This is a genomic window from Pelagimonas sp. (assembly GCF_050633425.1).
Classification (GTDB): Bacteria; Pseudomonadota; Alphaproteobacteria; order Rhodobacterales; family Rhodobacteraceae; genus Pelagimonas.
The window spans coordinates 338,991-362,033 of record NZ_JBOEGM010000012.1 but is presented as its reverse complement, the minus strand read 5'-3'; the positions used below and the strand labels follow the sequence as shown (position 1 = coordinate 362,033).

Genomic DNA, 23,043 nt, shown 5'->3' with positions numbered 1-23,043 from the left:
TGGTGGGGAATATCCCCACCCTANNTAGGGTGGGGATATTCCCCACCTTATTTTGCAGACGGGAACGTCTCGATGATCCGGGGGTCACCTTCGTGGTTCACTTGGATTGTGAAACGGCGGAAACGCCAAGAATTAAAGGGATGCCAAATGGCAGAACGTGATAACCGCCGGGGCAACCGTCGCGACCGTGACGAAGCACCGGAATTTGCAGATCGCCTAGTCGCGATCAACCGCGTATCGAAAACAGTTAAAGGCGGTAAACGCTTTGGCTTCGCTGCGCTTGTTGTTGTTGGCGACCAAAAAGGCCGCGTCGGCTTCGGCAAAGGTAAAGCGAAAGAAGTACCTGAGGCGATCCGCAAGGCGACTGAGCAAGCCAAACGTCAGATGGTCCGCGTACCTCTGAAAGAGGGCCGCACCTTGCACCACGACATTGAGGGCCGTCACGGCGCTGGTAAAGTGGTTATGCGCACAGCTCCAACGGGTACTGGTATCATCGCCGGTGGGCCAATGCGTGCCGTGTTCGAAATGCTGGGTGTTCAGGACGTTGTTGCTAAGTCGATCGGTTCGCAGAACCCTTACAACATGATCCGCGCCACTTTGAACGGTCTGGGCAAAGAACAGTCACCTCGCAACGTCGCACAGCGTCGTGGCAAAAAGGTTGCTGATATCCTGCCCAAGCGTGACGAAGCACCTGCAGCCGAAGCTGCTACTGAGGAGGCTTAATCCATGGCTAAAACCATCGTCGTAAAACAGATTGGCTCTCCGATCCGTCGCCCTGCAGTTCAGCGCGAGACCCTGATCGGTCTGGGCCTGAACAAGATGAACCGTACCCGTGAACTCGAAGATACGCCTTCGGTTCGTGGCATGGTTAACAAGATCCCGCATCTTGTCGAAATCATCGAAGAAAAGGGCTAATTCCGCTTCCAAGGAATTGTGCTTCAGAATTGACGCCCTTCGGTTTTTCCGGGGGCGTCTTTTTTTGTCCTTTTTTGCTCGTTGAGGGAATAAAACCGCGTCTGGTGCGTATCTATTATACCTGCGTGTTGCAGGCGACATTGATGGAGACACCATGACACGTTTTATGACACTTGCCGCTGCCCTTACTTTGACCACCACCGCCGTTTTTGCCGATGGGCATTCCGGTGCAATGGTGAAGACATCCGATGCGGGCTATCTGATCGATGGCCATGAGATGACATTATACACGTTTGACAAGGACACCGACGGTGACTCCAAGTGCTACGGCCAATGCGCCAAGGCCTGGCCACCCTTGTTGTTGGAAGAGGGGGCAAAGCTTGGCGATGGGTTTGCAACCGTGGCACGCAAGAACGGGGCTCAGCAGGTGACATATAATGATCAACCGCTCTATCTTTGGGTCCGTGACAAAAAGCCGGGCGATGTCACCGGCGACGGTGTCCAAGGCGTTTGGCACATCGCACGCCCATAAGGGCAGGTGCCGCCTCAGGTGGCAGTGTAGTTTCTTTGCCGGCTTCCAGATTTTGGGGGCCGGTTTCTGACCAGGTTTTGATCACGCGCGCGACCGATCCAAAAAAGCGCCCGGATGTATTCCGAGAGAACCGGGGCTTCGCCGTATTTGTGGCGCTACTCTCTTTCGGTGACCCGTGACTTCTTTCTCTCCGACGATCCGGTCCAGGACTGTTTCGAGCGATCCTTGCTCCAATGCTTCCATATCTTTAGCGGCAGGCGCACCAGCTCGTGGTGTTCGGCAGGTTGAGTAACGCTGAGGCCGCAGACGGGCTTGGCATCCCGATTGGACCTGTTTTATCGCCAGTGCGCCGACTTGGTGAAGCCATCATCATAAAGTTCAGAAATCTGAGTTTGGGATCGTGAATTGAGCGAGTTTCAATACGATCAGGACCGGTTGAGCGGTCAACCGGGCAGAGAGTGGCTGTCTGTGCTGGTGGCCCCCATTTGCGCGTCGAGAGCGGGCATCAATTGCCACAGGGTTTCAGGACAACCTGATTTAGCAAAGCGTAAATTTTGCTGCATTGCAGAAAATGCATGGCGGGTTGACCTTTTTGGAAATTGTTAGCGCAACCTGTACCTTCTATATCAGGGACAGGAAGAGGACATGAAGACAATTTAACAGCGCTTCGGGAATACGCCCGAGCCCCTCGAAAGGACAAATACCATGGCACATATCGCCCACACCGCCCCAGCAACAGTCGCCCCAATCGCTTGGTTCAACACCATGGTTGCCGCGACGCAGCACTATTTGGCACAGCGTGCCGCCTATAACAGAGTTTTCGCTGAGCTTTCGAAGCTTAATGACCGTGAGTTGGATGACATGGGCCTGAGCCGGGCCGACTTCCACAACATCGCGGCAAACTCAGCCGCGCAGGTCTAACAGCCTCGCGCTGACGCGTTGACTGATCGAAATTCGCAAACGTCCTCGATTTTCGGGGGCGTTTTGCATTTTGTCCCTGCTTTATTTTTTGCCCGTGATTTCGAAATCATTCCAGTGGCCAGTGTTGCCCGCCCCATCGCAACGGTCTTTTCCCCGTTCACAACGTTTTGCAATAGCGCCAAGGCTGCTTGGAAGAGCGGTCCATGCCCGGCCTGGACAGAACACCTTCCGGAAGAGACAAAGACATGTTGGGACCACCAAACGCTTGCAAGGGTAGCGGCGGACGTCTATACGCCCCCGGTGGCCAATGGCCGCAAAAGAATCAACAAGAAACGCCGTGTACGTCCCAAGATCGCTTCGGGGGCGCTTCCGGCTAAGGAGAAGCGACATGAAACTGAATGAACTTCGCGACAACGAAGGCGCAACAAAACGCCGCAAGCGTATTGGCCGTGGTGCCGGTTCGGGCATGGGTAAAACCGGTGGCCGTGGTATCAAGGGTCAAAAATCGCGTTCGGGTGTGGCCATCAATGGCTACGAAGGCGGCCAAATGCCTTTGTACCAACGTCTGCCAAAGCGTGGCTTTAACAAGCCAAACCGCCTGGCCTATGCCGTTGTAAACCTGGGCCTGATCCAGAAATTCGTCGACGCGGGCAAATTGACCGCAGGTGAGATCAACGAAGATACACTGGTGTCTTCGGGTCTGGTCCGCCGCAAGCTGGACGGCATCCGCGTTCTGGCAAAAGGCGACGTAACTGCTGCTTTGACTATCAATGTGACCGGTGCTTCCAAGTCTGCAATTGCGGCTGTTGAAGCAAAAGGCGGTGCGCTGACAGTCACGAAAGCGGCAGCGGCGGAATAAACGCCTTGTGAGCGGCGCATCTGCCGCTTACATACCTTCCTAGTTTTCCATCAACGCCGCCCGAGCAGGAAGACGCTCTGGGCGGCGTTTGTCTGACAAGAGAGACCCGCATGGTATCCGCAGCAGAGCAAATGGCCGCTAACACAAGTTGGGCGGCACTGGGCAAAGCAACCGACCTGCGCAATCGCATTCTCTTTACGCTTGGCCTTTTGATCGTTTACCGCCTCGGCACATTCATCCCGGTTCCGGGTATTGATGGCGCCGCGTTGCAGGAATTTGTCGATCAAGCCGGGCAAGGGATTGCAGGCATTGTGTCGATGTTTACAGGGGGCGCATTGGGCCGCATGGGCATCTTTGCCCTTGGCATCATGCCCTATATTTCCGCCTCGATTATTATTCAGTTGCTAACGGCCATGGTGCCAAAGCTTGAGCAACTGAAAAAAGAGGGCGAACAAGGCCGCAAAAAGATCAACCAATATACCCGTTTCGGGACGGTGGTCTTGGCAACGTTCCAGGCCTATGGGCTTGCTGCGTCGCTTGAAGCGGGCGATCTGGTCACCGATCCGGGGTGGTATTTCCGCGCGGCCTGTGTGATCACCCTTGTTGGTGGCACCATGTTCCTGATGTGGCTGGGTGAGCAAATCACCGCGCGCGGCATCGGTAACGGAATCTCCCTTATCATTTTCGTTGGCATTATCGCCGAAGTTCCCGCCGCCTTGGCGCAGTTCTTTGCCTCGGGTCGTTCGGGTGCAATTAGCCCGGCAGTGATTGTTGGTGTTATGCTGATGGTCGTTGCGGTGATCGCCTTTGTGGTCTTCATGGAGCGCGCGCTCCGTAAGATTGCCATCCAATATCCCCGCCGTCAGGTGGGCATGAAGATGACCGAAGCGCAAAACAGCCATCTGCCGCTCAAAGTGAACCCAGCGGGCGTTATCCCGGCGATCTTTGCCAGCTCTTTGCTGTTGCTGCCGGTGACAGTGAGCACGTTCTCGGGCTCTGATTCTGGGCCGATCATGTCGACGATCTTGGCCTACTTTGGTCCCGGGCAGCCGCTCTATTTGTTGTTCTTTGCCTCGATGATCGTGTTCTTTGCGTATTTCTACACCTTCAACGTGTCGTTCAAACCGGACGATGTGGCCGACAACCTCAAAAATCAGAACGGCTTTGTTCCGGGCATCAAGCCGGGCAAAAAGACGGCTGATTATCTTGAATATGTGGTCAATCGCCTACTTGTTGTTGGGTCAGCTTATCTTGCGGCAGTGTGTTTGCTTCCGGAAATCCTGCGGGCACAGTTTGCGATTCCGTTCTATTTTGGCGGTACGTCGGTGCTTATTGTCGTAAGTGTGACAATGGATACCATTCAACAAGTGCAGAGCCACCTGTTAGCACATCAGTACGAAGGTCTTATTCAGAAGTCGCAGCTTCGCGGTAAAGGTAAGGCTCGCAAGCGGAAGGGGCCGGCGCGTCGATGAACATTATTCTTTTGGGGCCCCCTGGGGCAGGTAAAGGCACACAAGCACGTCTGTTGGTAGAAGAGCGTGGCATGGTCCAGCTCTCGACTGGCGACATGCTAAGAGCGGCCAAAGACAGTGGCACCGAGATGGGCCTGAAAGTGGCCGAGGTGATGGCCAAAGGCCAGCTGGTGACAGATGAGATCGTGATCGGTCTGATTCGGGAACAGCTGCAGACGGTCAAAGCCAACGGTTTCATTTTTGACGGCTTCCCGCGCACACTCAAACAGGCGGATGCTCTGTCTGAATTGCTGGCAGAGATGGGGCAGAAGCTTGATCTCGTGGTTGAGCTGCGCGTTCAGGACGAAGCATTGGTCAAGCGCATCACTGCGCGTTCCACCTGTGGGAGCTGTGGTGAGGTCTATAACGACATCACCAAGCCGATCCCAGAAGATGAGAAATGCACCAACTGTGGCGCGTCTGACTTCAAACGCCGGGCTGACGATAACGAAGACAGCCTGCGCACCCGTTTGATGGAATACTACAAGCAGACCGCGCCGTTGATCGGCTACTACTACGCCTTGCGTCAGCATTGCCGAGTGGATGGCCTTGGTGAGATCAACGAGATCAAGGCGGCGATTGCCGAGAAATTGGACGCGTGATTTTGGGGACGGGGTCCGCTGAATGCGGGCCCTGCCATCGGTTTTGATCCTGTGATCAACCATCAGAAACCGTGATGACATATAGCGCGCTGCCTTCTGGGCGGCGCGTTGTTTGTTTTGACGAGGCTGAATGACCAGTTTACCTGTTGTCTGCCGAGCCCAATGGGGGGCAGTCGATTGGAGGGTTGGAGATTGGCTTGCCTGTGTTGCCCATCAACGCGTCACGCAAGGGCAACTCCAAAGCCGCTCGTTAGAGAGCTGGGGTCTCAACAAATGGCAGGACCGTAGCCAATATCATGTCCAGGGCGTCCGTGCGCGCCAGATTGATGCTCTCCAGAGCGCCAATAGTACCGACGTCAATTTCGCCATAGCCCATGGACCATTCTCCAAAGGTTCGGTCCTGAATGCTGCGTTGAACCAGAATGCTCATGTCAAAATGGCGTCGATCTTGTTGGATTCGCCGAACCAAAGACAAAACCGTTTCTTGTTCACCTTCGAGGATTTGGAAAAACCGGCGGTGGTCGCGTAGCAATGCGCCTGTGATGCCGTCGTTTTCATTGGACCGCATCGCGGTTCGCAGAATCTCCAAGTCAGTCAAATTGCCCCGTGGATAAGTGGATCGGCTCGTGTACAAAATCTGTGTCAGCATCGTATCCTCTCACCATTGAAACGGGCTTACAAAAAGTGGGTAGAGTGAAGTTTGGCATTTCGCGGTGTGTTTGAGAAGAGATTTTCGCGGGCGATTTTGACCGAGTGACAGATCGCCCTTGACGAGGCTCAAGAAACTTCATACCCACCCACATCTCACTATGAGAATCACATATGCAATGTGGGTCGCACCCATGGCGCAGATCACCTGATCAGCTACGGCCCGGCGGCTTTTGCCTCGGGCCTCATGTTGTGAAAAAAGGGCCCGGTTTTACGGACTCGCAACAAAAAGGAAGATGCACATTGGCACGTATTGCCGGCGTTAACATCCCGACCAACAAGCGGGTGCCTATCGCACTCACATATATCACAGGTATTGGCCACACTTCGGCTGCTGCCATCATCGAAGCGGTAGGCATCGACGCCACTCGCCGCGTAAATGAGCTTAGCGATGCCGAAGTTCTGGCCATCCGTGAGCACATCGATGCGAACTACACCGTAGAAGGCGACCTGCGCCGTGAAGTGACCATGAACGTGAAGCGTTTGATGGACCTCGGCTGCTATCGTGGTCTGCGTCACCGCCGTAACCTCCCTGTGCGCGGTCAGCGTACTCACACCAACGCTCGTACCCGCAAAGGCCCCGCAAAGGCCATTGCTGGCAAGAAGAAGTAAGGGAGACGCACTACTATGGCACGTGATCCTCGCCGCACAGGCAAGAAAAAGGTCTCCAAGAACATCGCAGCTGGCGTTGCGCATGTGAACTCGACCTTCAACAACACCAAAATCCTGATCTCTGACGTTCAGGGTAACGCAATCTCTTGGTCCTCTGCTGGTGCCATGGGCTTCAAAGGGTCGCGCAAATCGACTCCTTATGCTGCTCAGCTGGCTGCAGAAGATGCAGGCAAAAAAGCCCAAGAGCACGGTGTTAAGACACTTGAAGTTGAAGTTCAGGGCCCAGGTTCGGGTCGTGAATCGGCGCTGCGCGCTCTGGCTGCAGTTGGTTTCAACATCACTTCGATCCGTGATGTTACACCAATCGCCCACAACGGCTGCCGCCCACCAAAGCGCCGCCGCGTTTAAGCAATTGCTATAGTATTGGGGCTGGGCATTTGTCTGGCCCCAATATGCCGTTTTGAAACCTCGGGCGTCTAGACCTACGGACATGGGGACTAGACTGGTATGGAGGGACTTGCATGATCCATAAGAACTGGGCCGAACTGATCAAGCCAACACAGCTTGAAATCAAACCCGGCAACGATCCCGCACGCAAAGCGACAGTCGTCGCAGAACCGCTTGAGCGTGGTTTTGGTCTGACACTGGGCAACGCGCTGCGCCGCGTTTTGATGTCGAGCCTTCAAGGTGCGGCCATCACAAGCGTTCAGATCGACAACGTATTGCACGAATTCTCGTCGGTTGACGGTGTTCGCGAAGACGTCACAGACATCATCCTGAACCTCAAAGGTGTTTCGATCCGTATGGAGGCCGAAGGCCCCAAGCGTCTGTCGGTCACTGCAAAAGGTCCGGGCGTTGTTACCGCTGGCGACATCACCGAGAGCGCAGGCATTGAAATCCTGAACCGCGATCACGTGATCTGTCACGTGGACGAAGGTGCCGAAGTGTACATGGAATTCACCGTGAACACCGGTAAAGGCTATGTGTCTGCGGACAAGAACAAGCCAGAAGACGCACCTATTGGTCTGATCCCAATCGACGCGATCTATTCACCGGTTAAGAAAGTCGCCTATGACGTTCAGCCAACCCGTGAAGGTCAGGTTCTGGACTATGACAAGCTCACAATGAAGGTCGAAACCGACGGTTCAATCAGCCCTGAAGATGCCGTGGCATTTGCCGCACGCATCCTGCAGGATCAGCTGTCGATCTTCGTCAACTTCGAAGAGCCTGAGTCGGCTCAGCGTCAAGACGACGACGATGGTCTCGAGTTCAACCCACTTCTGCTCAAGAAAGTGGACGAGCTGGAACTGTCTGTCCGGTCTGCAAACTGCCTGAAGAACGACAATATAGTGTATATTGGCGATCTGATTCAGAAGACCGAAGCAGAAATGCTGCGCACACCGAACTTTGGCCGCAAATCTTTGAACGAGATCAAAGAAGTGCTGTCGGGTATGGGGCTGCACCTCGGCATGGACGTCGAAGACTGGCCACCAGACAACATCGAAGATCTGGCCAAGAAGCTCGAAGACAACTTTTAAGTTTGGTGGGGTCAAACCCCACCCTACATCTGGGCGGCCCCGTGTCGCCCGGTACTGGGCCTAGGCCCCAAGGAGAGCTGGTGACACGCATCGCCAGCCAGACAAAGCAAAACAGCCCGTAGAGGGCACATTCTGGAGTAAGACATATGCGTCACAAGCGTGGATACCGCCGCCTTAATCGTACACACGAACACCGTAAAGCGCTGTTCTCGAACATGGCAGGCTCGCTCATCGAACATGAGCAAATCAAAACCACTTTGCCTAAGGCAAAAGAACTCAAGCGCGTCATCGACAAGCTGATCACCCTGGGCAAGCGCGGCGATCTGCATGCGCGCCGTCAGGCAGCTGCTCAGCTCAAAGAAGACAAAGACGTTGCGAAATTGTTCGCCGTTCTTGGCCCACGTTACGCCGAGCGTTCGGGCGGCTATTGCCGTGTTCTGAAAGCTGGCTTCCGTTACGGTGACATGGCGCCTATGGCGATCATCGAACTGGTTGACCGTGACGTTGACGCAAAAGGCGCAGCGGACAAAGCCCGCCTCGAAGCTGCTGAAGCCGCTGACGAGTAAGCTTTTCTCGACCGAGAATTCCAAAGGCCTCACCCGTTTGGGTGGGGCCTTTTTCTTTGTGGTGAGGTGATGTTTTTCTGGTGACTCCCGGGTGCCCCGTTTTCGCGCTCGCCCTAACACTCGGTTTTTATTATAAATAATTTTTCAATTTGGGGGGTGACAGTTTTAGAAGAGGCGGCTAACGTTTGGCGCATGACCCAATCGTACGCAACATTTTGGTACTTTTATTATCCGAGCCATAAGGCGGACGGAGGGGTTTGCGCGTTCTGACAAAACGCTGAAACGAGATACCACCGACCGCCCCCGAGGGCGGTTTTTTTGTATCCAGCTCCGGGGGCATCCCATTCAGGAAGAAGCCCATGCCCATCGCCACCCAGAACCTTCGCGTCACCCAGATGCAAGAACTCACCACCCCTGCTGCATTGCGGGCGCAATTGCCGATGACGGATGCCGCATCGCAAACGGTCCAAGCCGGACGGAATGCGATCCAGCGGATCCTCAAGAGCGAGGATGATCGCGTTATTGCGGTGACCGGTCCCTGTTCCATTCACGATCCAGAGGCCGCGCTAGATTATGCCCGCAAGTTGCAAGCGTTGCGGGTGGAATGCGCCGACTCGCTTGAGATCGTGATGCGCGTGTACTTTGAAAAACCGCGCACCATTGGGGGCTGGAAAGGGTTGATCAACGATCCACATCTGGACGGCTCCTTCGCGATCAATGAGGGCCTGCATGCGGCACGTGATTTGCTGCTGGAAATCAACGAGATGGGTCTGCCTGTTGGGACCGAATTCCTTGACACGGCCGTGCCGCAATACGTGGCTGATTTGGTGAGCTGGGCCGCCATTGGCGCGCGCACCACCGAAAGCCAAATCCACCGTGAAATGGCGTCGGGCCTGAGCTGCCCGGTTGGTTTCAAGAATGGCACGCGCGGCAATATCCAGATCGCTTTGGACGCAGTACGATCCTCGGCGCAAGAACACCATTTCATGGGTCTCAGCGAAAGCGGACAGGCTGCAATTGTCGGCACCCATGGCAACCCGGATTGCCACGTGATTTTGCGCGGTGGCGAGGGGACAAACTACGACGAAGCGTCGGTTGATACGCTGTGCCACAAGGCCGAAAAAGACGGCGTTCGCCCGCAGGTTATGATCGACGCGAGCCATGCCAATAGCGGCAAACTACCAGAGCGCCAGCCAGAGGTTTTGGCCAATGTCGGCGGCCAAATTGCCCGCGGTGATCACCGAATCATGGGCGTTATGATCGAAAGCAACCTTGTGGGCGGTGCGCAAAAACTCGGCTCGGCACCACTGGTTTACGGTCAGTCGATCACCGATGGCTGCATTGATTGGGCGCAAACACAGGATTGCCTGCGCGAGTTGTCGGATGATGTGCGCCAGCGCCGCAGCGTTCTGACCCGCAAAGCAGGCTGATCACACCTCCTATGACGTGTCACTCCCTGGGAAGCTCGGCCTGTGTGCCGGGCTTTTCCTGTTTTGGCGGTGGCCCGCTGATACGGTCGGGAAACTTGCATTTGCGCCTGCGCAACCGCATATCAAGACAGCATTTGACGAAAGGACTCTTATGTTTCTGCGTGTTTGTCTGCTTTTGAGCGTTCTCGCGGCCCCGCTTTGGGCCGAGACCCGCATCCCGCAAAACCAAGGTGAAATCAGTCTCGGCTTTGCCCCATTGGTCAAAGAGGCCGCGCCTGCGGTGGTCAATATTTATGCCCGGCGGGTGGTCGAGCAACGCAGCCCCTTTGCGGATGATCCATTTTTCAACAATCTTTTCCGTGACTTTCAGAAACGTCCTCGGGTGCACAATTCGCTTGGCTCTGGTGTGATTTTGTCGAATGACGGGATTGTTGTTTCGAACTACCACGTTGTGGGCATGGCGACGGATATTCGCGTGGTTTTGAATGACCGGCGCGAATATGTGGCGGATGTCATGTTGGGCGACGAAGAGGCGGATTTGGCGATTTTGAAGCTGCGCGACGCTGAGAACATGCCACATCTAAGCCTGCGCGATAGCGATACGGTTGAAGTTGGCGAGCTGGTTTTGGCGATTGGCAACCCGTTTGGGGTGGGCCAAACGGTGTCGTCGGGGATCGTGTCGGGTTTGGCACGCTCGGGCACCGCGACGGGCAATGCGCGCGGGTATTTTATTCAGACCGACGCACCGATCAATCCGGGCAATTCAGGGGGCGCGTTGATTGATATCAACGGTCGGCTGATTGGGGTGAACACGTCGATCCTGACGCGGTCGGGCGGCTCGAACGGGATCGGCTTTGCAATTCCGTCGGCCCTGGTTGCGACATTTGTGGGTCAGGCCCGCGACGGCAAGGATCAGTTTATCAGACCCTGGGCCGGGATGACGGGCCAGCCGGTTGATGCGGATTTGTCCGATGGATTGGGTTTAAAGGCCCCGGGTGGGGTTTTGATCGCCGATTTGCACCCAATTAGCCCGTTTGCAACCGCAGGGCTGGTACCCGGTGATGTTGTGCTTGGCGTTGATGGAGAGCCTGTGAACACGCCTGCGGAAATGCTGTTTCGCATGTCAGTGCGCAGCATTGGGGCCTATGCCCAGATTTCATATGTGTCCAAGGGGCGCGCCAAAGAGGCCGAAGTCGCGATGATTGCGCCGCCCGAAAATCCCCCTCGTGGGCAGGTTACACTTTCATCCCGAGAGGTTCTCGAGGGGTTAACTCTGGCGCGGGTCAACCCGGCGGTTTTGGCTGAACTGGGGCTGTCGGGTGATGGCGATGGAATCATCGTGTTGTCACCGGGGCGATCTGGGGCGAAAATCGGGTTGAAGCGCGGTGATCTGATCCTTGGAGTGAATGGTAAAGAGGTGAAAGCGCCGTCTGATGTTGGTCAGTTGCTGAGAAAATCCGGGAGGCGCGTGCGCATTGATGCATTGCGTGGTAACCGTCGGCTGACGCTTAAATTTCGGATTTGATCTTGGCTGATCTCTTTGACACATCGGACACAGTTCCTGACACTGCACCGCGGCCTTTGGCTGATCGGCTGCGTCCTCAAGTTTTGTCGGATGTGATCGGGCAACCACAGGTTTTGGGCCCTGAGGCCCCGCTTGGGGTGATGCTTGAGGCGGGCACGCTTGGCTCGATCATCTTCTGGGGGCCGCCGGGTGTGGGCAAGACCACAATCGCGCGCCTGCTGGCGGATGCTACCGATCTGAATTTTGTCCAGATCAGTGCCATTTTCACCGGGGTTCCTGACCTGCGCAAAGTTTTCGAAGCGGCGAAACTGCGGCGCAAAACCGGGCAGGGGACGCTGTTGTTTGTCGACGAAATCCACCGTTTCAACAAAGCCCAACAAGATGGGTTTTTGCCGCATATGGAGGATGGGACCATCCTTTTGGTCGGGGCTACAACCGAAAACCCGTCCTTTGAACTGAACGCCGCTTTGTTGAGCCGGTCGCAGGTTTTGGTGTTGGAGCGGCTTGGACCGGACGATTTGGAACTGCTGGCGCAGCGGGCCGAAGGAGAGCTGGACCGCAAGTTGCCGATAGACGAGGGCGCGCGGCCTGCGCTGATCGAAATGGCGGATGGTGACGGGCGCGCGTTGCTGAACCTGATTGAGCAAGTGATGTCATGGAAGGTGACGGCACCATTGGATGTCGACGCGCTCAAGACCCGTTTGATGAAACGCGCGGCGCAATACGACAAGTCAGGGGACGGGCATTACAACCTGATCTCGGCCTTGCACAAATCGGTGCGTGGATCAGATCCCGATGCGGCGCTGTATTGGTTTGCCCGAATGCTGGATGCCGGTGAAGACCCGCGATTTTTGGCGCGTCGGATCACCCGAATGGCGGTTGAAGACATCGGTTTGGCCGATCCACAGGCGCAATCGGTGTGTTTGCAAAGTTGGGAAACATATGAGCGGCTTGGCTCGCCCGAGGGGGAGTTGGCGCTGGCGCAGGCCCTTGTCTATATTGCGCTCGCGCCGAAATCCAACGGGGTTTATGTGGCCTATAAGGCGGCGCGCGCAGCGGCCAAAAAGACCGGGTCTCTGACCCCGCCCAAGCATATCTTGAACGCGCCGACTCGGTTGATGAAGGATCAGGGGTATGGTGCGGGCTATGCTTATGACCACGATGCCGAAGATGGGTTTTCGGGGCAGGATTATTTCCCTGAGGAGATGGGGCGACAGGCCTATTACGCGCCGGTTGAGCGCGGATTTGAACGTGAACTAGGTAAGCGTGTTGCTTACTTTGCGAAACTACGCGCCCGGCGTGAAGGTGTGGTGTGAGCGAAACAGATTTACATGGCCCAAACCTGAAATCTGATTGCGCGCAATGCGCCGCGCTGTGCTGTATGGTGTTTGAATTTGAACCGGGGCCGGATTTTTCGATCGACAAACCGGCTGGGGTTGGATGCGTACATCTCAGCGGCCATATGACCTGCGTTATTCACGCCAACCGTGTGGCCAAAGGGTTTGGGGGATGTCTCAAGTTTGATTGTCTTGGGGCCGGTCAAAGGGTGACGCAAGAGGTGTTTCATGGTGGCGATTGGCGCGCTGATCCGACACTGACACCGCGCATGATTGAGGCGTTTCGGATCTTGAGAGAAATCCATCGGTTTTATGAGCTGTTGGAATTGGTCGGGCGATTGCCTCTTAGTGATGCGCAACATCAAATGCGGCTGGCCTTCATGGGGCAATTGCATCCGCCAGAGCCATGGACCGAGACGGCGCTGGATGCGTTGGATGATGCAGCCCTGTTTCGAGCCATCAATGAATTCCTGAAAACGCTTAAAGAGGCGGCCAAATCGGCGCAATACCCTAAGATGCCTTGACTCTGGCGGGGGGGCGGGCAACAGACCTCTATGACTTTCACCCTTGTTCAAGTGGCGCTTGGTGGCGCAATCGGTGCTGTTTTGCGCTATCTGACCGGAGTGGGCGCAGTGCGCTGGCTGGGGATCGGGTTTCCGTGGGGAACACTGATCGTTAACATTGCCGGATCGTTTTCGATGGGTGTGATCGTTGTGATGCTGGCGCATCTGTCGGGGAATCGATTTGCGCCCTTGTTGATGACGGGCCTGCTTGGCGGGTTCACAACGTTTTCGGCATTTTCGCTCGACGCAGCGACCCTTTATGAAAGGGGTGACGTCGGGCTGGCGGCAGGCTATGTGCTGGCCTCTGTTGTTCTTTCAATCGCCGCGCTGTTTGCCGGCCTTCTTCTTGCCCGGAGCTTTGCCACATGAGCCGTGTTCAGACCCTTACCGTTGCCCCCGGCGATGGCGATCAGCGCCTTGATCGTTGGTTCAAGCGCAAGTTTCCGCATGTTGCCCAAGGCCGGATTGAAAAGATGTGCCGCAAAGGTGATCTGCGGGTTGATGGCGGGCGTGTCAAAGCGTCGACGCGTCTAGAGGTCGGGCAATCGGTACGTATTCCGCCGTTGCCAGATGCCGAGCAAGTTCAGGCGCAACAGGCGGCGCGGCCACAACAACCGCGGGTGTCTGAAGCGGATGCAAAGATGATCCAGAGCTGTGTGCTTTGGAAAGACGATCATATTATCGCGCTGAACAAGCCACCCGGTCTGGCCACCCAAGGCGGGAGCAAGCAGTCGCGCCATGTGGATGGGCTGTCAGAAGCGTTGTGCTTTGGCAAAGATGAAAAGCCGCGACTTGTGCACCGGCTCGACAAAGATACGTCTGGTGTATTGTTGCTGGCGCGATCCCGTGAGGTGGCTAAGGGGCTGACGGATGCGATCCGCCACAAGGAAACTCGCAAGATTTACTGGGCCTTGGTAGGCGGGGTGCCTGTGCCATATTTGGGTGAAATCCGGTACGGTCTGGTCAAGGCACCGGGACATGGCCCGACGGGTGGTGGCGAAAAGATGGTCGCCGTGCATCCTCGAGATATGGACAGCACGCCAGGCGCAAAGAGGGCGCATACGCTCTATGCGACACTATACCGGGTGGCGTCGCGCGCTGCGTGGGTCGCGATGGAGCCGATCACCGGGCGGACCCACCAGCTACGTGTGCATATGGCCGAAATTGGCCACCCTATTATTGGCGACGGCAAATACGGTGGCTCGGGTCAGGAGAATTTGGGCGACGGTTGGGGCGCACAATTGGGCGGTGCAATTTCGAAGAAACTGCATTTGCATGCGCGTTCAATGAGCTTTGTTCACCCGATCACCCGTAAGGAAATCACAGTCAAGGCACCGCTTCCTGAACATATGGCCCATAGTTGGGACACGCTGGGCTGGGAAGAAAGTTTTGCGGATGACGACCCGTTTGAAGGGCTGTGACATGACGCTGAAACTGGCGGTCTTTGATGTCGACGGCACGCTGGTCGACAGTCAGGGCGACATATTGGCGTCAATGACGGCTGCTTTTGACAGCGTGGGTCTGGCCTTGCCAGCCAAGGCACAGGTGTTATCGATTGTCGGATTGTCCTTGCCACAAGCGATGGCACGCTTGGTCCCGGATGCTGAGGAAAGCCTTCGGGATCAGATGGTTGACACCTATAAAGACAGCTACGCCGATCTACGCCGCAGCGTGGGGCATGCGCCCCTTTATCCGGGAATTGCGTATATGTTTGAGCGTTTGGGGCGGTATGACAACCTGCTTTTGGGCATCGCGACCGGCAAATCACGCCGGGGATTAACGGCTTTGCTGGCGGGGCTGGATTTGCCGGTGCAGTTCGTCACAACGCAGGTTGCCGATGATCACCCGTCTAAACCACATCCGTCGATGTTACAGGCGGCGCTGCGCGAAAGTGGCGTTGAAATTGAGCATGCGGTGATGATTGGCGACACCAGTTTTGACATGGATATGGCCAAGGCTGCCGGGTTTAAATCAATCGGTGTCAGCTGGGGCTATCATACAGAGGAAGCCCTTGCACAGGCGGATATTTTGGTCCACGACGCGGGCGCCATAGAACAAAATATCGAGCAACTCCTGGGAGGTTTCGAATGAGCGATTGGGCACCCAAACGGTTCTGGAAGGCCGCTGAGGTCGTTGAAACTGCTGACGGTTTTGCGGTTACGCTGGATGGTCGGACGATCAAAACCCCCGCGAAAACACCGCTTGTTGTTCCCACACGGGGCCTCGCTGAGGCGATTGCCGCCGAATGGGATGCGCAGGAAGACAAAGTTGATCCCGCGACCATGCCGTTCACCCGCATGTCAAATTCCGCCTTGGACAAGGTGGCGACCCAATTTGCCGAAGTGGCGGATATGCTTGCGGCCTATGGCGATACGGATTTGTTGTGTTATCGCGCGGATAGCCCGGCGGAATTGGCGGCGCGTCAGGCCGAAAAGTGGGATCCGGTTCTGGATTGGGCGGCGGAAACGCTGGGCGCACGTTTAGAAACGCGAGCTGGAATCATGCATGCGCCACAAGACCGCGCCGCATTGGAGACATTGACCAAAAAGGTGCATCAATTTACATCTTTTCAATTGGCCGCATTTCACGACCTTGTGTCTATGACGGGCTCGTTAATCCTTGGATTTGCAGCGACTTACCGGCTACATAGCGCCGAAACCCTGTGGGATCTGTCGCGCTTGGACGAGACTTGGCAAGAGGAACAATGGGGCGAGGATGACGAAGCCACGGCGCTGGCCAACCGCAAGAAAGGCGAATTGGTCTTTGCTGATCAGTTTTATCAGCTTGCCAGTCAAGCAAGCTAGCACGCACTATCCAGAATCATCGGTATAGGCGCCCGTAAACAGGGCCTTGGGTGGCATCTTACCTTGACGTTTGAGCGTGAAATCGCCCAAACTCTGAGGTGCAGGGAAGGGACACCCCGATATTGGTACACAAGGCCCGCGTACAAGGGCTTCTCGTTGTTTCGAGGCATAAACCTGAGAAGAGGGAAATATGCGGAATTTAGTACTCCTTGGCGCGCTCTTGGGTGCCGCGGGGGCCGCAGAGGCAGGCACATTAGACGACGTCAAAGCGCATGGCGTGCTCAGATGCGGGGTAAATTCCGGTCTGGTTGGCTTTGCGTCACAAGACGCGAATGAAGACTGGAACGGCTTTGACATCGGGCTTTGCCGCGCCGTTGCAGCCGCGATTCTGGGTGACCCGAATGCAGTAGAATTTGTTCCAACCACCAATAAATCACGCTTCACCGCACTGTTGTCGGGCGAAATAGATATGTTGGCACGTAACACGACCTGGAGCATGTCGGCTGATGTTGATCTGAAACTCGAATTCGCAGGGATCAATTACTACGACGGTCAGGGCTTTATGGTGCCCAAGGCGTCGGGCATTTCCTCGGCGAAGGAACTGAACGGTAAGGCCGTTTGCGTACAGACTGACACAACGACAGGCCCGAACCTGTCGGAGTTCTTTGAGCGCAACAATATCGAATATGATGCGATTCCCATCGAATCGACCGCAGAAGCCCAAACCCTGTATCTGGAAGGGGCATGCGATGTGTACTCAACCGATGCCTCGGGTCTTGCCGCGATCAGGGCGACATTTGAGGCTCCGGGTGATCATGTCTTGCTGCCTGAAATCATCTCAAAAGAGCCATTGGGCCCAGTTGTTCGTCATGACGACAATGAGTGGGGCGATGTGGTGCGTTGGACGTTGAACGCCTTGATTGCCGCCGAAGAATTGGGTGTCACATCAGCCAATGTCGATGAGCTGCTTGAGGGAACCAATAATCCTGAGATCAACCGTTTGCTCGGAACTGAGGGTATTTTGGGCGAGATGCTTGGGCTGTCGCCTGACTGGGCGGTGAACGCCATTCGCGCCGAGGGTAACTATGGTGAACTGTTCGAAAAGAACATCGGTGAGAACACACCTATTGGTTTGTCGCGGGGGTTAAACGCGCAATGGACCGATGGTGGCTTGCTGTATAGCCCGCCGTTTCGGTAATCTTATTCGGTTAGCTCTCTTGGAATAACAAAGTCTTGAGCCTGGCCTTTGCCGGGCTCAACCTTGTCCCAACTCTCGCACTCAAAATCCGCAACCAGCGTTGCTCCGGTAGGGAAATCTTGGAACCGAGGGTGGGGAAGTGTTTCGCGCACCATCCCCTGAGCCAGCATCGCGATACCGGGATTATGGGCGATGACAAGAACAGTGCCGCCCTGTGCCGTACTCAGCGTGTCGAGCATGACGGCAGGATCGGCCAAATATAGGGACGATTCGAACCGGGTTTCGGCGGTTAACTGCAGCTCTTGAAGGGTCTGACGTGTGCGCATCGCACTAGAACACAGAACCTGATCAGGACAATAGCCCTTGGCACGCAGCCAATCCCCTAACGCAGCGGCAGAGACTTGGCCGCGTTTGTTTAAAGGGCGTTCGTGATCATCTTGGCCAAGGGTCCAATCGGACTTGGCGTGGCGCATCAAAATTAGACGTTTCATGGCGTCAGTTTTTCAGAAACGCAGCCATGTGGAAAGCGGACTGTTCAGATATTCGGCGGAAATTTATCGCAACCGGGCAGGCGCGTCGTACCAAACAGCCGTTTTCGCGGCAATCCGCCCCTTGGGGGCTTCGCATATGGGATTTACAGCGCACAACATCATAAGGTTGGCCGGGTGCGATGGCTTTGACGGGGCAGGCGGTTTTGCAGGGTTGCTTGCAGGCTAGGCAAGGTTTGTCTGATTGCTTGGTGCTGTGCAATTTGACCGGTAAGGCCAAAGCGCAGCGATAGCTGATGAACAGACCCGCATCGACGTGCACCAGCAACTCAACCGGCGACGTCCAAGTAGCGCCAGTGCCGGCAGCCCAGCCAAGAAACGGTGGGTAGGGAGGTCCGTCAGAGGGGAAAAGCGCATGCCCGTTCCACTGTTCAGCAAGAGGTGTCGCAACACGCTTGGACCAGCGGTCCATGGGGTTGTGATGACCATCTTTAAATTCAGGCGATTGGGTGAAAATACCCCAAAATTGTGGCTCATCCGGGCCTAACAGAACTACGGATTTAGTCCCGGCAGGCAAGGTCTCGTCTCGATTTGGATGGACAACACCGCGAATGGCAAGGCCTCGTGACCTTGCCTGTTGGTTCAGCTCATCCAGAGATGTCATTCCGCCAAAGGGGGAAGATCAGCCGGGCGGATCATCGAGCCGGAGCCATGTTCGGTGAACAGTTCAAGCAAACACGCGTTTTCTGTGCGGCCGTCGATGATGACCACGCCGCGCACACCTTGATCAATGGCCTTGAGCGCGGTTTCGGTCTTGGGGATCATGCCACCTGCGATCACGCCCTCTTCGGTCATACGGCGCACGTCGGCTGGGGTCATTTCGGTGACAACTTCGCCAGAAGCATCTTTGACCCCGGCAACATCGGTCAAGAGCAACAGGCGATCGGCCTTGAGCGCACCTGCAATAGCACCCGCCGCAGTGTCGCCGTTGACATTATACGTGTCTTGGCCGTCGGCACCGGTGCCGACGGGGGCCACAACCGGGATAATTCCGGCGGCGAACAGGTCTTGCAAGACCTGCGCGTTCATTTCGGTGGGGCGGCCAACAAAGCCCAATTCCGGGTCGTCAGGTTCGCAAACCATGAGATTATCGTCTTTGCCAGACAGACCAACAGCGCGACCACCTTCGCCCATAATGGCTTGGACGATCCGTTTGTTAACCTGACCGGTCAGGACCATTTCAACCACTTCAACGGTGGCCGCGTCGGTCACCCGCTTGCCGCGAACAAAATGTGATTCGATGTTCAAACGGCCCAGCAGATCGTTGATCATCGGGCCACCGCCATGCACAACAACGGGGTTCACCCCCACTTGGCGCATCAATACGATGTCACGGGCAAATTGCGCCATGGCCTCGTCATCACCCATGGCATTGCCGCCAAATTTCACCACCACAACCGCGCCGGTATATCGTTGCAGATATGGCAGGGCTTCGGAAAGAGTGCGGGCGGTTTCAATCCAGTTGCTGGTCATATTCTGCGTTCTCATGATCTGTCCTAAAGCGTCAGGCTGGCATTGGTTTTGCCAAGTCTTGCCACTGAATACTAGGCCAGTCCGGCAATGATAGCGCGCAAAGTTGCGATCCCGTCGCCTTTTTCGCTGCTGGTGAGCACCAATTCGGGGTAAGCGGCGGGATGCTTGGACAAAGCGCTGCGGACCTGCGCCAAGGTTTTATCGTAATCCTTGTCTTTGACTTTGTCGGCTTTGGTCAAAACCACCTGAAACGTCACGGCGGACCGGTCGAGCAGAGTCATGATTTCTTCGTCGACGGGCTTCACGCCATGGCGGAAATCAACCAGAACAAAGGCCCGCCGCAAGCTGGCTCGTCCAGCGAGATAATTCTTGAGCAGATTCTGCCATTTGGCGACAACTGCAACCGGTGCGTTGGCAAAGCCGTAGCCGGGCAAATCGACGAGGTAATGATCCTGCGCGAGCGTGAAGTAGTTGATTTCCTGGGTTCGGCCGGGGGTGTTGGACGCCCGGGCAATGCCCTTGCGCCCGGTGAGCGCATTGATCAGGCTGGATTTTCCGACGTTTGAGCGCCCAGCGAAACACACTTCGGCGCGGTCATCCGGCGGCAAGCCATCCATGGCGACGACACCTTTGAGGAACTCGACTTCGCCCGCAAATAAAACGCGCGCGGCCTCGATCACATTAGCTTCGGGTTCATCTACGAGAGGGAAGGGAAGTTGGTCTGTCACAGTCTTTGTACCTTATCGCCCTGCCGGATTTGGCCGGATTGAACAACCCTGGTCTGGACGGAGAAATCGCGATGTCCCCAGCTGTCCAAGGCCCCAAGAATATTGTCGTCACGGTGTCCGGTTTCGGGGTTGTTATGTGTGGCCAGACAGCGCTCTGTGCGCTCAACCACCTCTAGAATTGCTTCGCCGATTTGAACCTGATGGCCCACCCAATCGAACTCTTCCCACGGGGCCATGCCATCAATCCAAAGATTGCAGCGCCAGCGATGGATCGACAAGGGGTGTCCAACGCGCTGTTCAACGGCGCGATGCGATGATGCGTTGCCCAAAGTTATGGATTGGAAATGACAGTCGGTGAAACCTAAATCTTGCCCACGCACGACGTAAGAAGATTGCGCACGATTTTCAGGAATGAAACCGCCGGCCCAAGCGATGAGCTTTTCCCCCTCGGTGTCAGGGGAGAAGGTCAGGTCGTCACGTTCTGGGTGGGAAAGGGTCACTTGGCCAGTGTTTTCGTTCAATTTGGCAGAAATAGCCGCCAAACCAGGGGCTTTGGCACCGCGCGAAAACTGGCTACATGGCACCCATTTGCTGCCATCGGCATCAGATGCCTCATGCGCAACGGCCCACGCGCGATCCCACGGCAGGGTTTTCCCAACAGTCAGCTCCGCAAACGAAAGCGGCTCCCAACCATGGCTTTTGATTGGGAACCGCCAGATTTCAGCAAGGGTTAGGGTCATTTTTCCTCGGGCTTGGTGGCTTTTTTGAAGCTGCCCTTGATGTTGCCCAGAATGTCTGGCTTGAAGCCTTGGCTGCGCATGATCAGGTACTGCTGTGTGAAAGTGATCGTGTTGTTCGCGATCCAATACACCACAAGCCCGCTTGCAAAACTACCCAACATGAACATGAAGACCCATGGCATCCATGCGAAGATCATCGCTTGAGTTGGATCCGTGGGTGCCGGGTTCAGTTTTTGTTGTAGCCACATGGAAATGCCGAGCAGCAATGGCAAAATACCGATGAAGACCAGAGCCATGATCGAACCCGGTTCGGGTGAGGCCCAAGGGAATACACCGAACAGGTTAAAGAGCGAAGTAGGATCCGGGGCTGAGAGATCTTGGAAAGGGCCAAAGAACGCGGCGTGACGAAGCTCAAGCGTAACGAAGATCACCTTGTAAAGAGAGAAGAAAATCGGGATCTGCAAGAGGATCGGCAAACAACCTGCGGCAGGATTTACCTTTTCCTTTTTGTAGAGCGCCATCATCTCTTTCTGGAGTTTCTCGCGATCATCGCCAGTGCGCTCCTTGATCTTCTCCATCTCTGGTTGAAGCTCTTTCATCTTGGCCATCGAAACGTATGACTTATAGGCCAACGGGAAGAGCAACGCTTTGATCCCAAGGGTCAGGCCAATGATCGCCCAGCCCATATTGCCGATGGCTGCGTTCAACCAATGCAGAACTTCAAAAATCGGTTTGGTCAGGAAGAAGAACCAACCCCAATCAATCGAATCAAGGAAACCTTGAACGCCACCGTTTTCATACTCGCGAATGGTTTCCCATTCTTTGGCACCAGCAAACAGTTGGGTGTTTGCGTTTTGCGATTCACCAGGAGCGACTTGGATTGTCGTCAGTACGGTTTCCGTTTGGTAAATGTCGCGACGATCATCATATTTGGCGACCTGCTTATAGGCTGTGCCGGGCTCGGGGATCAGTGTGGCCATCCAATAATGGTCGGTAAAGCCGATCCAGCCGTTTTCAGTAACCTGTGTAACTTCGGCTCGTGCACCTTCGCTTGGAACGATGTTGAAATCGGGCATATCGCCATAGTCAATTTCCGAAAGCGTGCCATCCGCCATCGCAACGACACCTTCGTGTAGAACGAAGAAGTTTTTCAGATCGGTCGGTTCACCTTTGCGGGCCAGAATACCGTAGGGCGCAAGCGAGACGGCTGCGTCTGCATTGTTTTCGACCGATTGGTTGATCGAAAACATGTAGTCTTGGTCGATTGCGATTGTCCGGCGGAAAGTCAGTCCTGCCGGGCTATCCCAGCGCAGAATAATGGGAGATGATTGGGTCAGAGTGTCGCCGGTCTCGACTTGCCACTGGGTGTTTGCGCCAGGCACATCATCCAAGGTGAGACCGGCTCCCGGTGCCCATCCGTACAGTGCGTAATATGGGTTTTCGCTTCCCGCCGGGTCCAGCATTTGGACAATGTCAGAATCATCGTCATTCGTTACGCGGTAATCTTTGAGGCGCAGGTCATCAATCCGGCCACCGATCAGAGAGATAGAACCCTCTAGGCGATCTGTATTCAACGAAACACGAGGAGATTCGACGGTGTCGGCGCTTTCCGCTGTTTGTGCGGGGGCGCTGCCGGGGGCAGCAGTTGGAGCTGCTGCTAAGTCGTTATTCGTCGGCACGTCGCCTTCGGCAATGACGGGAGCATTGGGGTCAACTGGCGGTTCCTCGGGAGGAGGAAACAGGACAAACCAAACCAAAATAACTACAAAGCTGAGTGCGGTTGCAAGAAACAGGTTCTTGTTTTGCTCGTCCATAGGGGGCGCTGCCTTATCCGTTCTAAGTCACCGGAGCGTTCAACCGCTCCGCGCCCCAAAGGTCAAGTGGATTCGCTGTTTCAGGCCGGATACTGCGCAATCCCGCGTATTTACCGGCG

At 55.6% G+C, this 23,043-nt stretch carries 27 protein-coding genes; 20 read left to right on the top strand and 7 right to left on the bottom strand.

All coding sequences use genetic code 11. The annotated features are described in order from the left end of the window. Positions 1 to 147 precede the first annotated feature (147 nt). The 7 genes from rpsE (at position 148) to ACRBB0_RS10915 (ending at position 5,340) form a co-directional block, all read left to right on the top strand. Positions 148 to 723, top strand: a complete 576-nt coding sequence (gene rpsE / locus ACRBB0_RS10945) for a 30S ribosomal protein S5 (RefSeq protein WP_431374465.1) — start codon at positions 148 to 150, stop codon at positions 721 to 723. A 3-nt stretch (positions 724 to 726) separates the two neighbouring features. Beyond that, a complete protein-coding gene (gene rpmD, locus ACRBB0_RS10940; protein WP_431374464.1) occupies positions 727 to 915 on the top strand; it encodes a 50S ribosomal protein L30 in 189 nt (62 codons plus the stop codon). Between the two features lie 154 nt (positions 916 to 1,069). Continuing rightward, on the top strand, positions 1,070 to 1,447 hold the full coding sequence (locus tag ACRBB0_RS10935) for a COG4315 family predicted lipoprotein (protein ID WP_431374463.1): 378 nt from the start codon (positions 1,070 to 1,072) through the stop codon (positions 1,445 to 1,447). A gap of 705 nt (positions 1,448 to 2,152) precedes the next feature. Next, positions 2,153 to 2,368, top strand: a complete 216-nt coding sequence (locus tag ACRBB0_RS10930; protein ID WP_431374462.1) for a DUF1127 domain-containing protein — start codon at positions 2,153 to 2,155, stop codon at positions 2,366 to 2,368. A gap of 388 nt (positions 2,369 to 2,756) precedes the next feature. Beyond that, positions 2,757 to 3,227 carry a 50S ribosomal protein L15 gene (rplO, locus tag ACRBB0_RS10925; RefSeq protein WP_431374461.1) on the top strand — a complete coding sequence of 157 codons (471 nt, stop codon included), beginning with the start codon at positions 2,757 to 2,759 and terminating at the stop codon, positions 3,225 to 3,227. Positions 3,228 to 3,337: 110 nt separating this feature from the next. Continuing rightward, positions 3,338 to 4,699 (top strand): preprotein translocase subunit SecY, encoded by a 1,362-nt coding sequence (gene secY / locus ACRBB0_RS10920; protein WP_431374460.1) that lies wholly within the window; start codon positions 3,338 to 3,340, stop codon positions 4,697 to 4,699. Beyond that, positions 4,696 to 5,340 carry an adenylate kinase gene (locus tag ACRBB0_RS10915; RefSeq protein ID WP_431374459.1) on the top strand — a complete coding sequence of 215 codons (645 nt, stop codon included), beginning with the start codon at positions 4,696 to 4,698 and terminating at the stop codon, positions 5,338 to 5,340. Before secY ends, ACRBB0_RS10915 begins: the two co-directional genes overlap by 4 nt. Positions 5,341 to 5,590: 250 nt before the next feature. Here the strand turns inward: ACRBB0_RS10915 and ACRBB0_RS10910 are convergent, their stop codons facing one another. Further along, entirely contained in the window at positions 5,591 to 5,989 is a 399-nt protein-coding gene (locus ACRBB0_RS10910; RefSeq protein WP_431374458.1) for a BLUF domain-containing protein, read from the bottom strand. A gap of 302 nt (positions 5,990 to 6,291) precedes the next feature. Between ACRBB0_RS10910 and rpsM the strand changes: the two genes are divergently transcribed. The 13 genes from rpsM to ACRBB0_RS10845 all read left to right on the top strand — a co-directional run bounded on the left by rpsM (position 6,292) and on the right by ACRBB0_RS10845 (position 17,621). Continuing rightward, positions 6,292 to 6,660: a 30S ribosomal protein S13 gene (gene rpsM / locus ACRBB0_RS10905; protein ID WP_099248478.1), complete on the top strand. Its 369-nt coding sequence runs from the start codon at positions 6,292 to 6,294 to the stop codon at positions 6,658 to 6,660. A 15-nt stretch (positions 6,661 to 6,675) separates the two neighbouring features. After that, entirely contained in the window at positions 6,676 to 7,068 is a 393-nt protein-coding gene (gene rpsK / locus ACRBB0_RS10900) for a 30S ribosomal protein S11 (protein WP_431374457.1), read from the top strand. Between the two features lie 113 nt (positions 7,069 to 7,181). Further along, positions 7,182 to 8,198 (top strand): DNA-directed RNA polymerase subunit alpha, encoded by a 1,017-nt coding sequence (locus ACRBB0_RS10895; protein ID WP_431374456.1) that lies wholly within the window; start codon positions 7,182 to 7,184, stop codon positions 8,196 to 8,198. A 146-nt stretch (positions 8,199 to 8,344) separates the two neighbouring features. Beyond that, positions 8,345 to 8,764 carry a 50S ribosomal protein L17 gene (gene rplQ, locus ACRBB0_RS10890; RefSeq protein WP_299925149.1) on the top strand — a complete coding sequence of 140 codons (420 nt, stop codon included), beginning with the start codon at positions 8,345 to 8,347 and terminating at the stop codon, positions 8,762 to 8,764. A gap of 359 nt (positions 8,765 to 9,123) precedes the next feature. Then, on the top strand, positions 9,124 to 10,194 hold the full coding sequence (locus ACRBB0_RS10885; protein WP_431374455.1) for a 3-deoxy-7-phosphoheptulonate synthase: 1,071 nt from the start codon (positions 9,124 to 9,126) through the stop codon (positions 10,192 to 10,194). Between the two features lie 151 nt (positions 10,195 to 10,345). Next, positions 10,346 to 11,719 (top strand): trypsin-like peptidase domain-containing protein, encoded by a 1,374-nt coding sequence (locus ACRBB0_RS10880; protein WP_431374454.1) that lies wholly within the window; start codon positions 10,346 to 10,348, stop codon positions 11,717 to 11,719. Positions 11,720 to 11,721: 2 nt separating this feature from the next. After that, on the top strand, positions 11,722 to 13,035 hold the full coding sequence (locus ACRBB0_RS10875; RefSeq protein ID WP_431374453.1) for a replication-associated recombination protein A: 1,314 nt from the start codon (positions 11,722 to 11,724) through the stop codon (positions 13,033 to 13,035). Further along, entirely contained in the window at positions 13,032 to 13,580 is a 549-nt protein-coding gene (locus ACRBB0_RS10870; RefSeq protein ID WP_431374452.1) for a hypothetical protein, read from the top strand. The genes ACRBB0_RS10875 and ACRBB0_RS10870 overlap by 4 nt, the downstream gene beginning before the upstream one ends. Before the next feature lie 30 nt (positions 13,581 to 13,610). Continuing rightward, a complete protein-coding gene (gene crcB, locus ACRBB0_RS10865) occupies positions 13,611 to 13,988 on the top strand; it encodes a fluoride efflux transporter CrcB (protein WP_431374451.1) in 378 nt (125 codons plus the stop codon). After that, a complete protein-coding gene (locus tag ACRBB0_RS10860; protein WP_431374450.1) occupies positions 13,985 to 15,040 on the top strand; it encodes an RluA family pseudouridine synthase in 1,056 nt (351 codons plus the stop codon). Before crcB ends, ACRBB0_RS10860 begins: the two co-directional genes overlap by 4 nt. After that, complete coding sequence (locus ACRBB0_RS10855) at positions 15,015 to 15,710, top strand: HAD-IA family hydrolase (RefSeq protein WP_431374449.1); 696 nt, start codon at positions 15,015 to 15,017, stop codon at positions 15,708 to 15,710. Before ACRBB0_RS10860 ends, ACRBB0_RS10855 begins: the two co-directional genes overlap by 26 nt. Next, on the top strand, positions 15,707 to 16,423 hold the full coding sequence (locus ACRBB0_RS10850) for an ATP12 family chaperone protein (RefSeq protein ID WP_431374448.1): 717 nt from the start codon (positions 15,707 to 15,709) through the stop codon (positions 16,421 to 16,423). The genes ACRBB0_RS10855 and ACRBB0_RS10850 overlap by 4 nt, the downstream gene beginning before the upstream one ends. Before the next feature lie 190 nt (positions 16,424 to 16,613). After that, on the top strand, positions 16,614 to 17,621 hold the full coding sequence (locus ACRBB0_RS10845) for an amino acid ABC transporter substrate-binding protein (protein WP_431374447.1): 1,008 nt from the start codon (positions 16,614 to 16,616) through the stop codon (positions 17,619 to 17,621). 2 nt (positions 17,622 to 17,623) lie between these two features. On the opposite strand, the gene ACRBB0_RS10840 is transcribed toward ACRBB0_RS10845, so the two are convergent. The 6 genes from ACRBB0_RS10840 to yidC are packed head-to-tail and all read right to left on the bottom strand — an operon-like array spanning position 17,624 to position 22,924. Beyond that, the gene (locus ACRBB0_RS10840) at positions 17,624 to 18,112 is read right to left on the bottom strand and encodes a SixA phosphatase family protein (protein WP_431374446.1); all 489 of its coding nucleotides are present in this window, start codon (positions 18,110 to 18,112) and stop codon (positions 17,624 to 17,626) included. Positions 18,113 to 18,116: 4 nt separating this feature from the next. Then, positions 18,117 to 18,773 carry a ferredoxin gene (locus ACRBB0_RS10835; protein WP_431374445.1) on the bottom strand — a complete coding sequence of 219 codons (657 nt, stop codon included), beginning with the start codon at positions 18,771 to 18,773 and terminating at the stop codon, positions 18,117 to 18,119. Beyond that, positions 18,770 to 19,657 carry an acetylglutamate kinase gene (gene argB / locus ACRBB0_RS10830; protein WP_431374444.1) on the bottom strand — a complete coding sequence of 296 codons (888 nt, stop codon included), beginning with the start codon at positions 19,655 to 19,657 and terminating at the stop codon, positions 18,770 to 18,772. Before argB ends, ACRBB0_RS10835 begins: the two co-directional genes overlap by 4 nt. A gap of 56 nt (positions 19,658 to 19,713) precedes the next feature. After that, the gene (gene yihA / locus ACRBB0_RS10825) at positions 19,714 to 20,370 is read right to left on the bottom strand and encodes a ribosome biogenesis GTP-binding protein YihA/YsxC (RefSeq protein ID WP_431374443.1); all 657 of its coding nucleotides are present in this window, start codon (positions 20,368 to 20,370) and stop codon (positions 19,714 to 19,716) included. Then, positions 20,367 to 21,110 carry an MOSC domain-containing protein gene (locus ACRBB0_RS10820; protein WP_431374442.1) on the bottom strand — a complete coding sequence of 248 codons (744 nt, stop codon included), beginning with the start codon at positions 21,108 to 21,110 and terminating at the stop codon, positions 20,367 to 20,369. Before ACRBB0_RS10820 ends, yihA begins: the two co-directional genes overlap by 4 nt. Continuing rightward, entirely contained in the window at positions 21,107 to 22,924 is a 1,818-nt protein-coding gene (gene yidC, locus ACRBB0_RS10815) for a membrane protein insertase YidC (RefSeq protein ID WP_431374441.1), read from the bottom strand. The genes ACRBB0_RS10820 and yidC overlap by 4 nt, the downstream gene beginning before the upstream one ends. Between the last annotated feature and the right edge of the window lie 119 nt (positions 22,925 to 23,043).

Excerpts from the sequence above, each read along its gene's own strand:
- rplO (WP_431374461.1), top strand. The coding sequence starts at position 2,757 with ATGAAACTGAATGAACTTCGCGACAACGAAGGCGCAACAAAACGCCGC.
- ACRBB0_RS10845 (WP_431374447.1), top strand. The coding sequence starts at position 16,614 with ATGCGGAATTTAGTACTCCTTGGCGCGCTCTTGGGTGCCGCGGGGGCC.
- secY (WP_431374460.1), top strand. The coding sequence starts at position 3,338 with ATGGTATCCGCAGCAGAGCAAATGGCCGCTAACACAAGTTGGGCGGCA.
- ACRBB0_RS10880 (WP_431374454.1), top strand. The coding sequence starts at position 10,346 with ATGTTTCTGCGTGTTTGTCTGCTTTTGAGCGTTCTCGCGGCCCCGCTT.
- ACRBB0_RS10935 (WP_431374463.1), top strand. The coding sequence starts at position 1,070 with ATGACACGTTTTATGACACTTGCCGCTGCCCTTACTTTGACCACCACC.
- ACRBB0_RS10835 (WP_431374445.1), bottom strand. The coding sequence starts at position 18,773 with ATGACATCTCTGGATGAGCTGAACCAACAGGCAAGGTCACGAGGCCTT.
- rpsK (WP_431374457.1), top strand. The coding sequence starts at position 6,676 with ATGGCACGTGATCCTCGCCGCACAGGCAAGAAAAAGGTCTCCAAGAAC.
- ACRBB0_RS10820 (WP_431374442.1), bottom strand. The coding sequence starts at position 21,110 with ATGACCCTAACCCTTGCTGAAATCTGGCGGTTCCCAATCAAAAGCCAT.
- ACRBB0_RS10840 (WP_431374446.1), bottom strand. The coding sequence starts at position 18,112 with ATGAAACGTCTAATTTTGATGCGCCACGCCAAGTCCGATTGGACCCTT.
- ACRBB0_RS10915 (WP_431374459.1), top strand. The coding sequence starts at position 4,696 with ATGAACATTATTCTTTTGGGGCCCCCTGGGGCAGGTAAAGGCACACAA.
- argB (WP_431374444.1), bottom strand. The coding sequence starts at position 19,657 with ATGAGAACGCAGAATATGACCAGCAACTGGATTGAAACCGCCCGCACT.
- ACRBB0_RS10885 (WP_431374455.1), top strand. The coding sequence starts at position 9,124 with ATGCCCATCGCCACCCAGAACCTTCGCGTCACCCAGATGCAAGAACTC.
- ACRBB0_RS10930 (WP_431374462.1), top strand. The coding sequence starts at position 2,153 with ATGGCACATATCGCCCACACCGCCCCAGCAACAGTCGCCCCAATCGCT.
- ACRBB0_RS10910 (WP_431374458.1), bottom strand. The coding sequence starts at position 5,989 with ATGCTGACACAGATTTTGTACACGAGCCGATCCACTTATCCACGGGGC.
- rplQ (WP_299925149.1), top strand. The coding sequence starts at position 8,345 with ATGCGTCACAAGCGTGGATACCGCCGCCTTAATCGTACACACGAACAC.
- ACRBB0_RS10860 (WP_431374450.1), top strand. The coding sequence starts at position 13,985 with ATGAGCCGTGTTCAGACCCTTACCGTTGCCCCCGGCGATGGCGATCAG.
- ACRBB0_RS10895 (WP_431374456.1), top strand. The coding sequence starts at position 7,182 with ATGATCCATAAGAACTGGGCCGAACTGATCAAGCCAACACAGCTTGAA.
- rpsE (WP_431374465.1), top strand. The coding sequence starts at position 148 with ATGGCAGAACGTGATAACCGCCGGGGCAACCGTCGCGACCGTGACGAA.
- ACRBB0_RS10850 (WP_431374448.1), top strand. The coding sequence starts at position 15,707 with ATGAGCGATTGGGCACCCAAACGGTTCTGGAAGGCCGCTGAGGTCGTT.
- rpmD (WP_431374464.1), top strand. The coding sequence starts at position 727 with ATGGCTAAAACCATCGTCGTAAAACAGATTGGCTCTCCGATCCGTCGC.
- yidC (WP_431374441.1), bottom strand. The coding sequence starts at position 22,924 with ATGGACGAGCAAAACAAGAACCTGTTTCTTGCAACCGCACTCAGCTTT.
- crcB (WP_431374451.1), top strand. The coding sequence starts at position 13,611 with ATGACTTTCACCCTTGTTCAAGTGGCGCTTGGTGGCGCAATCGGTGCT.
- ACRBB0_RS10855 (WP_431374449.1), top strand. The coding sequence starts at position 15,015 with ATGACGACCCGTTTGAAGGGCTGTGACATGACGCTGAAACTGGCGGTC.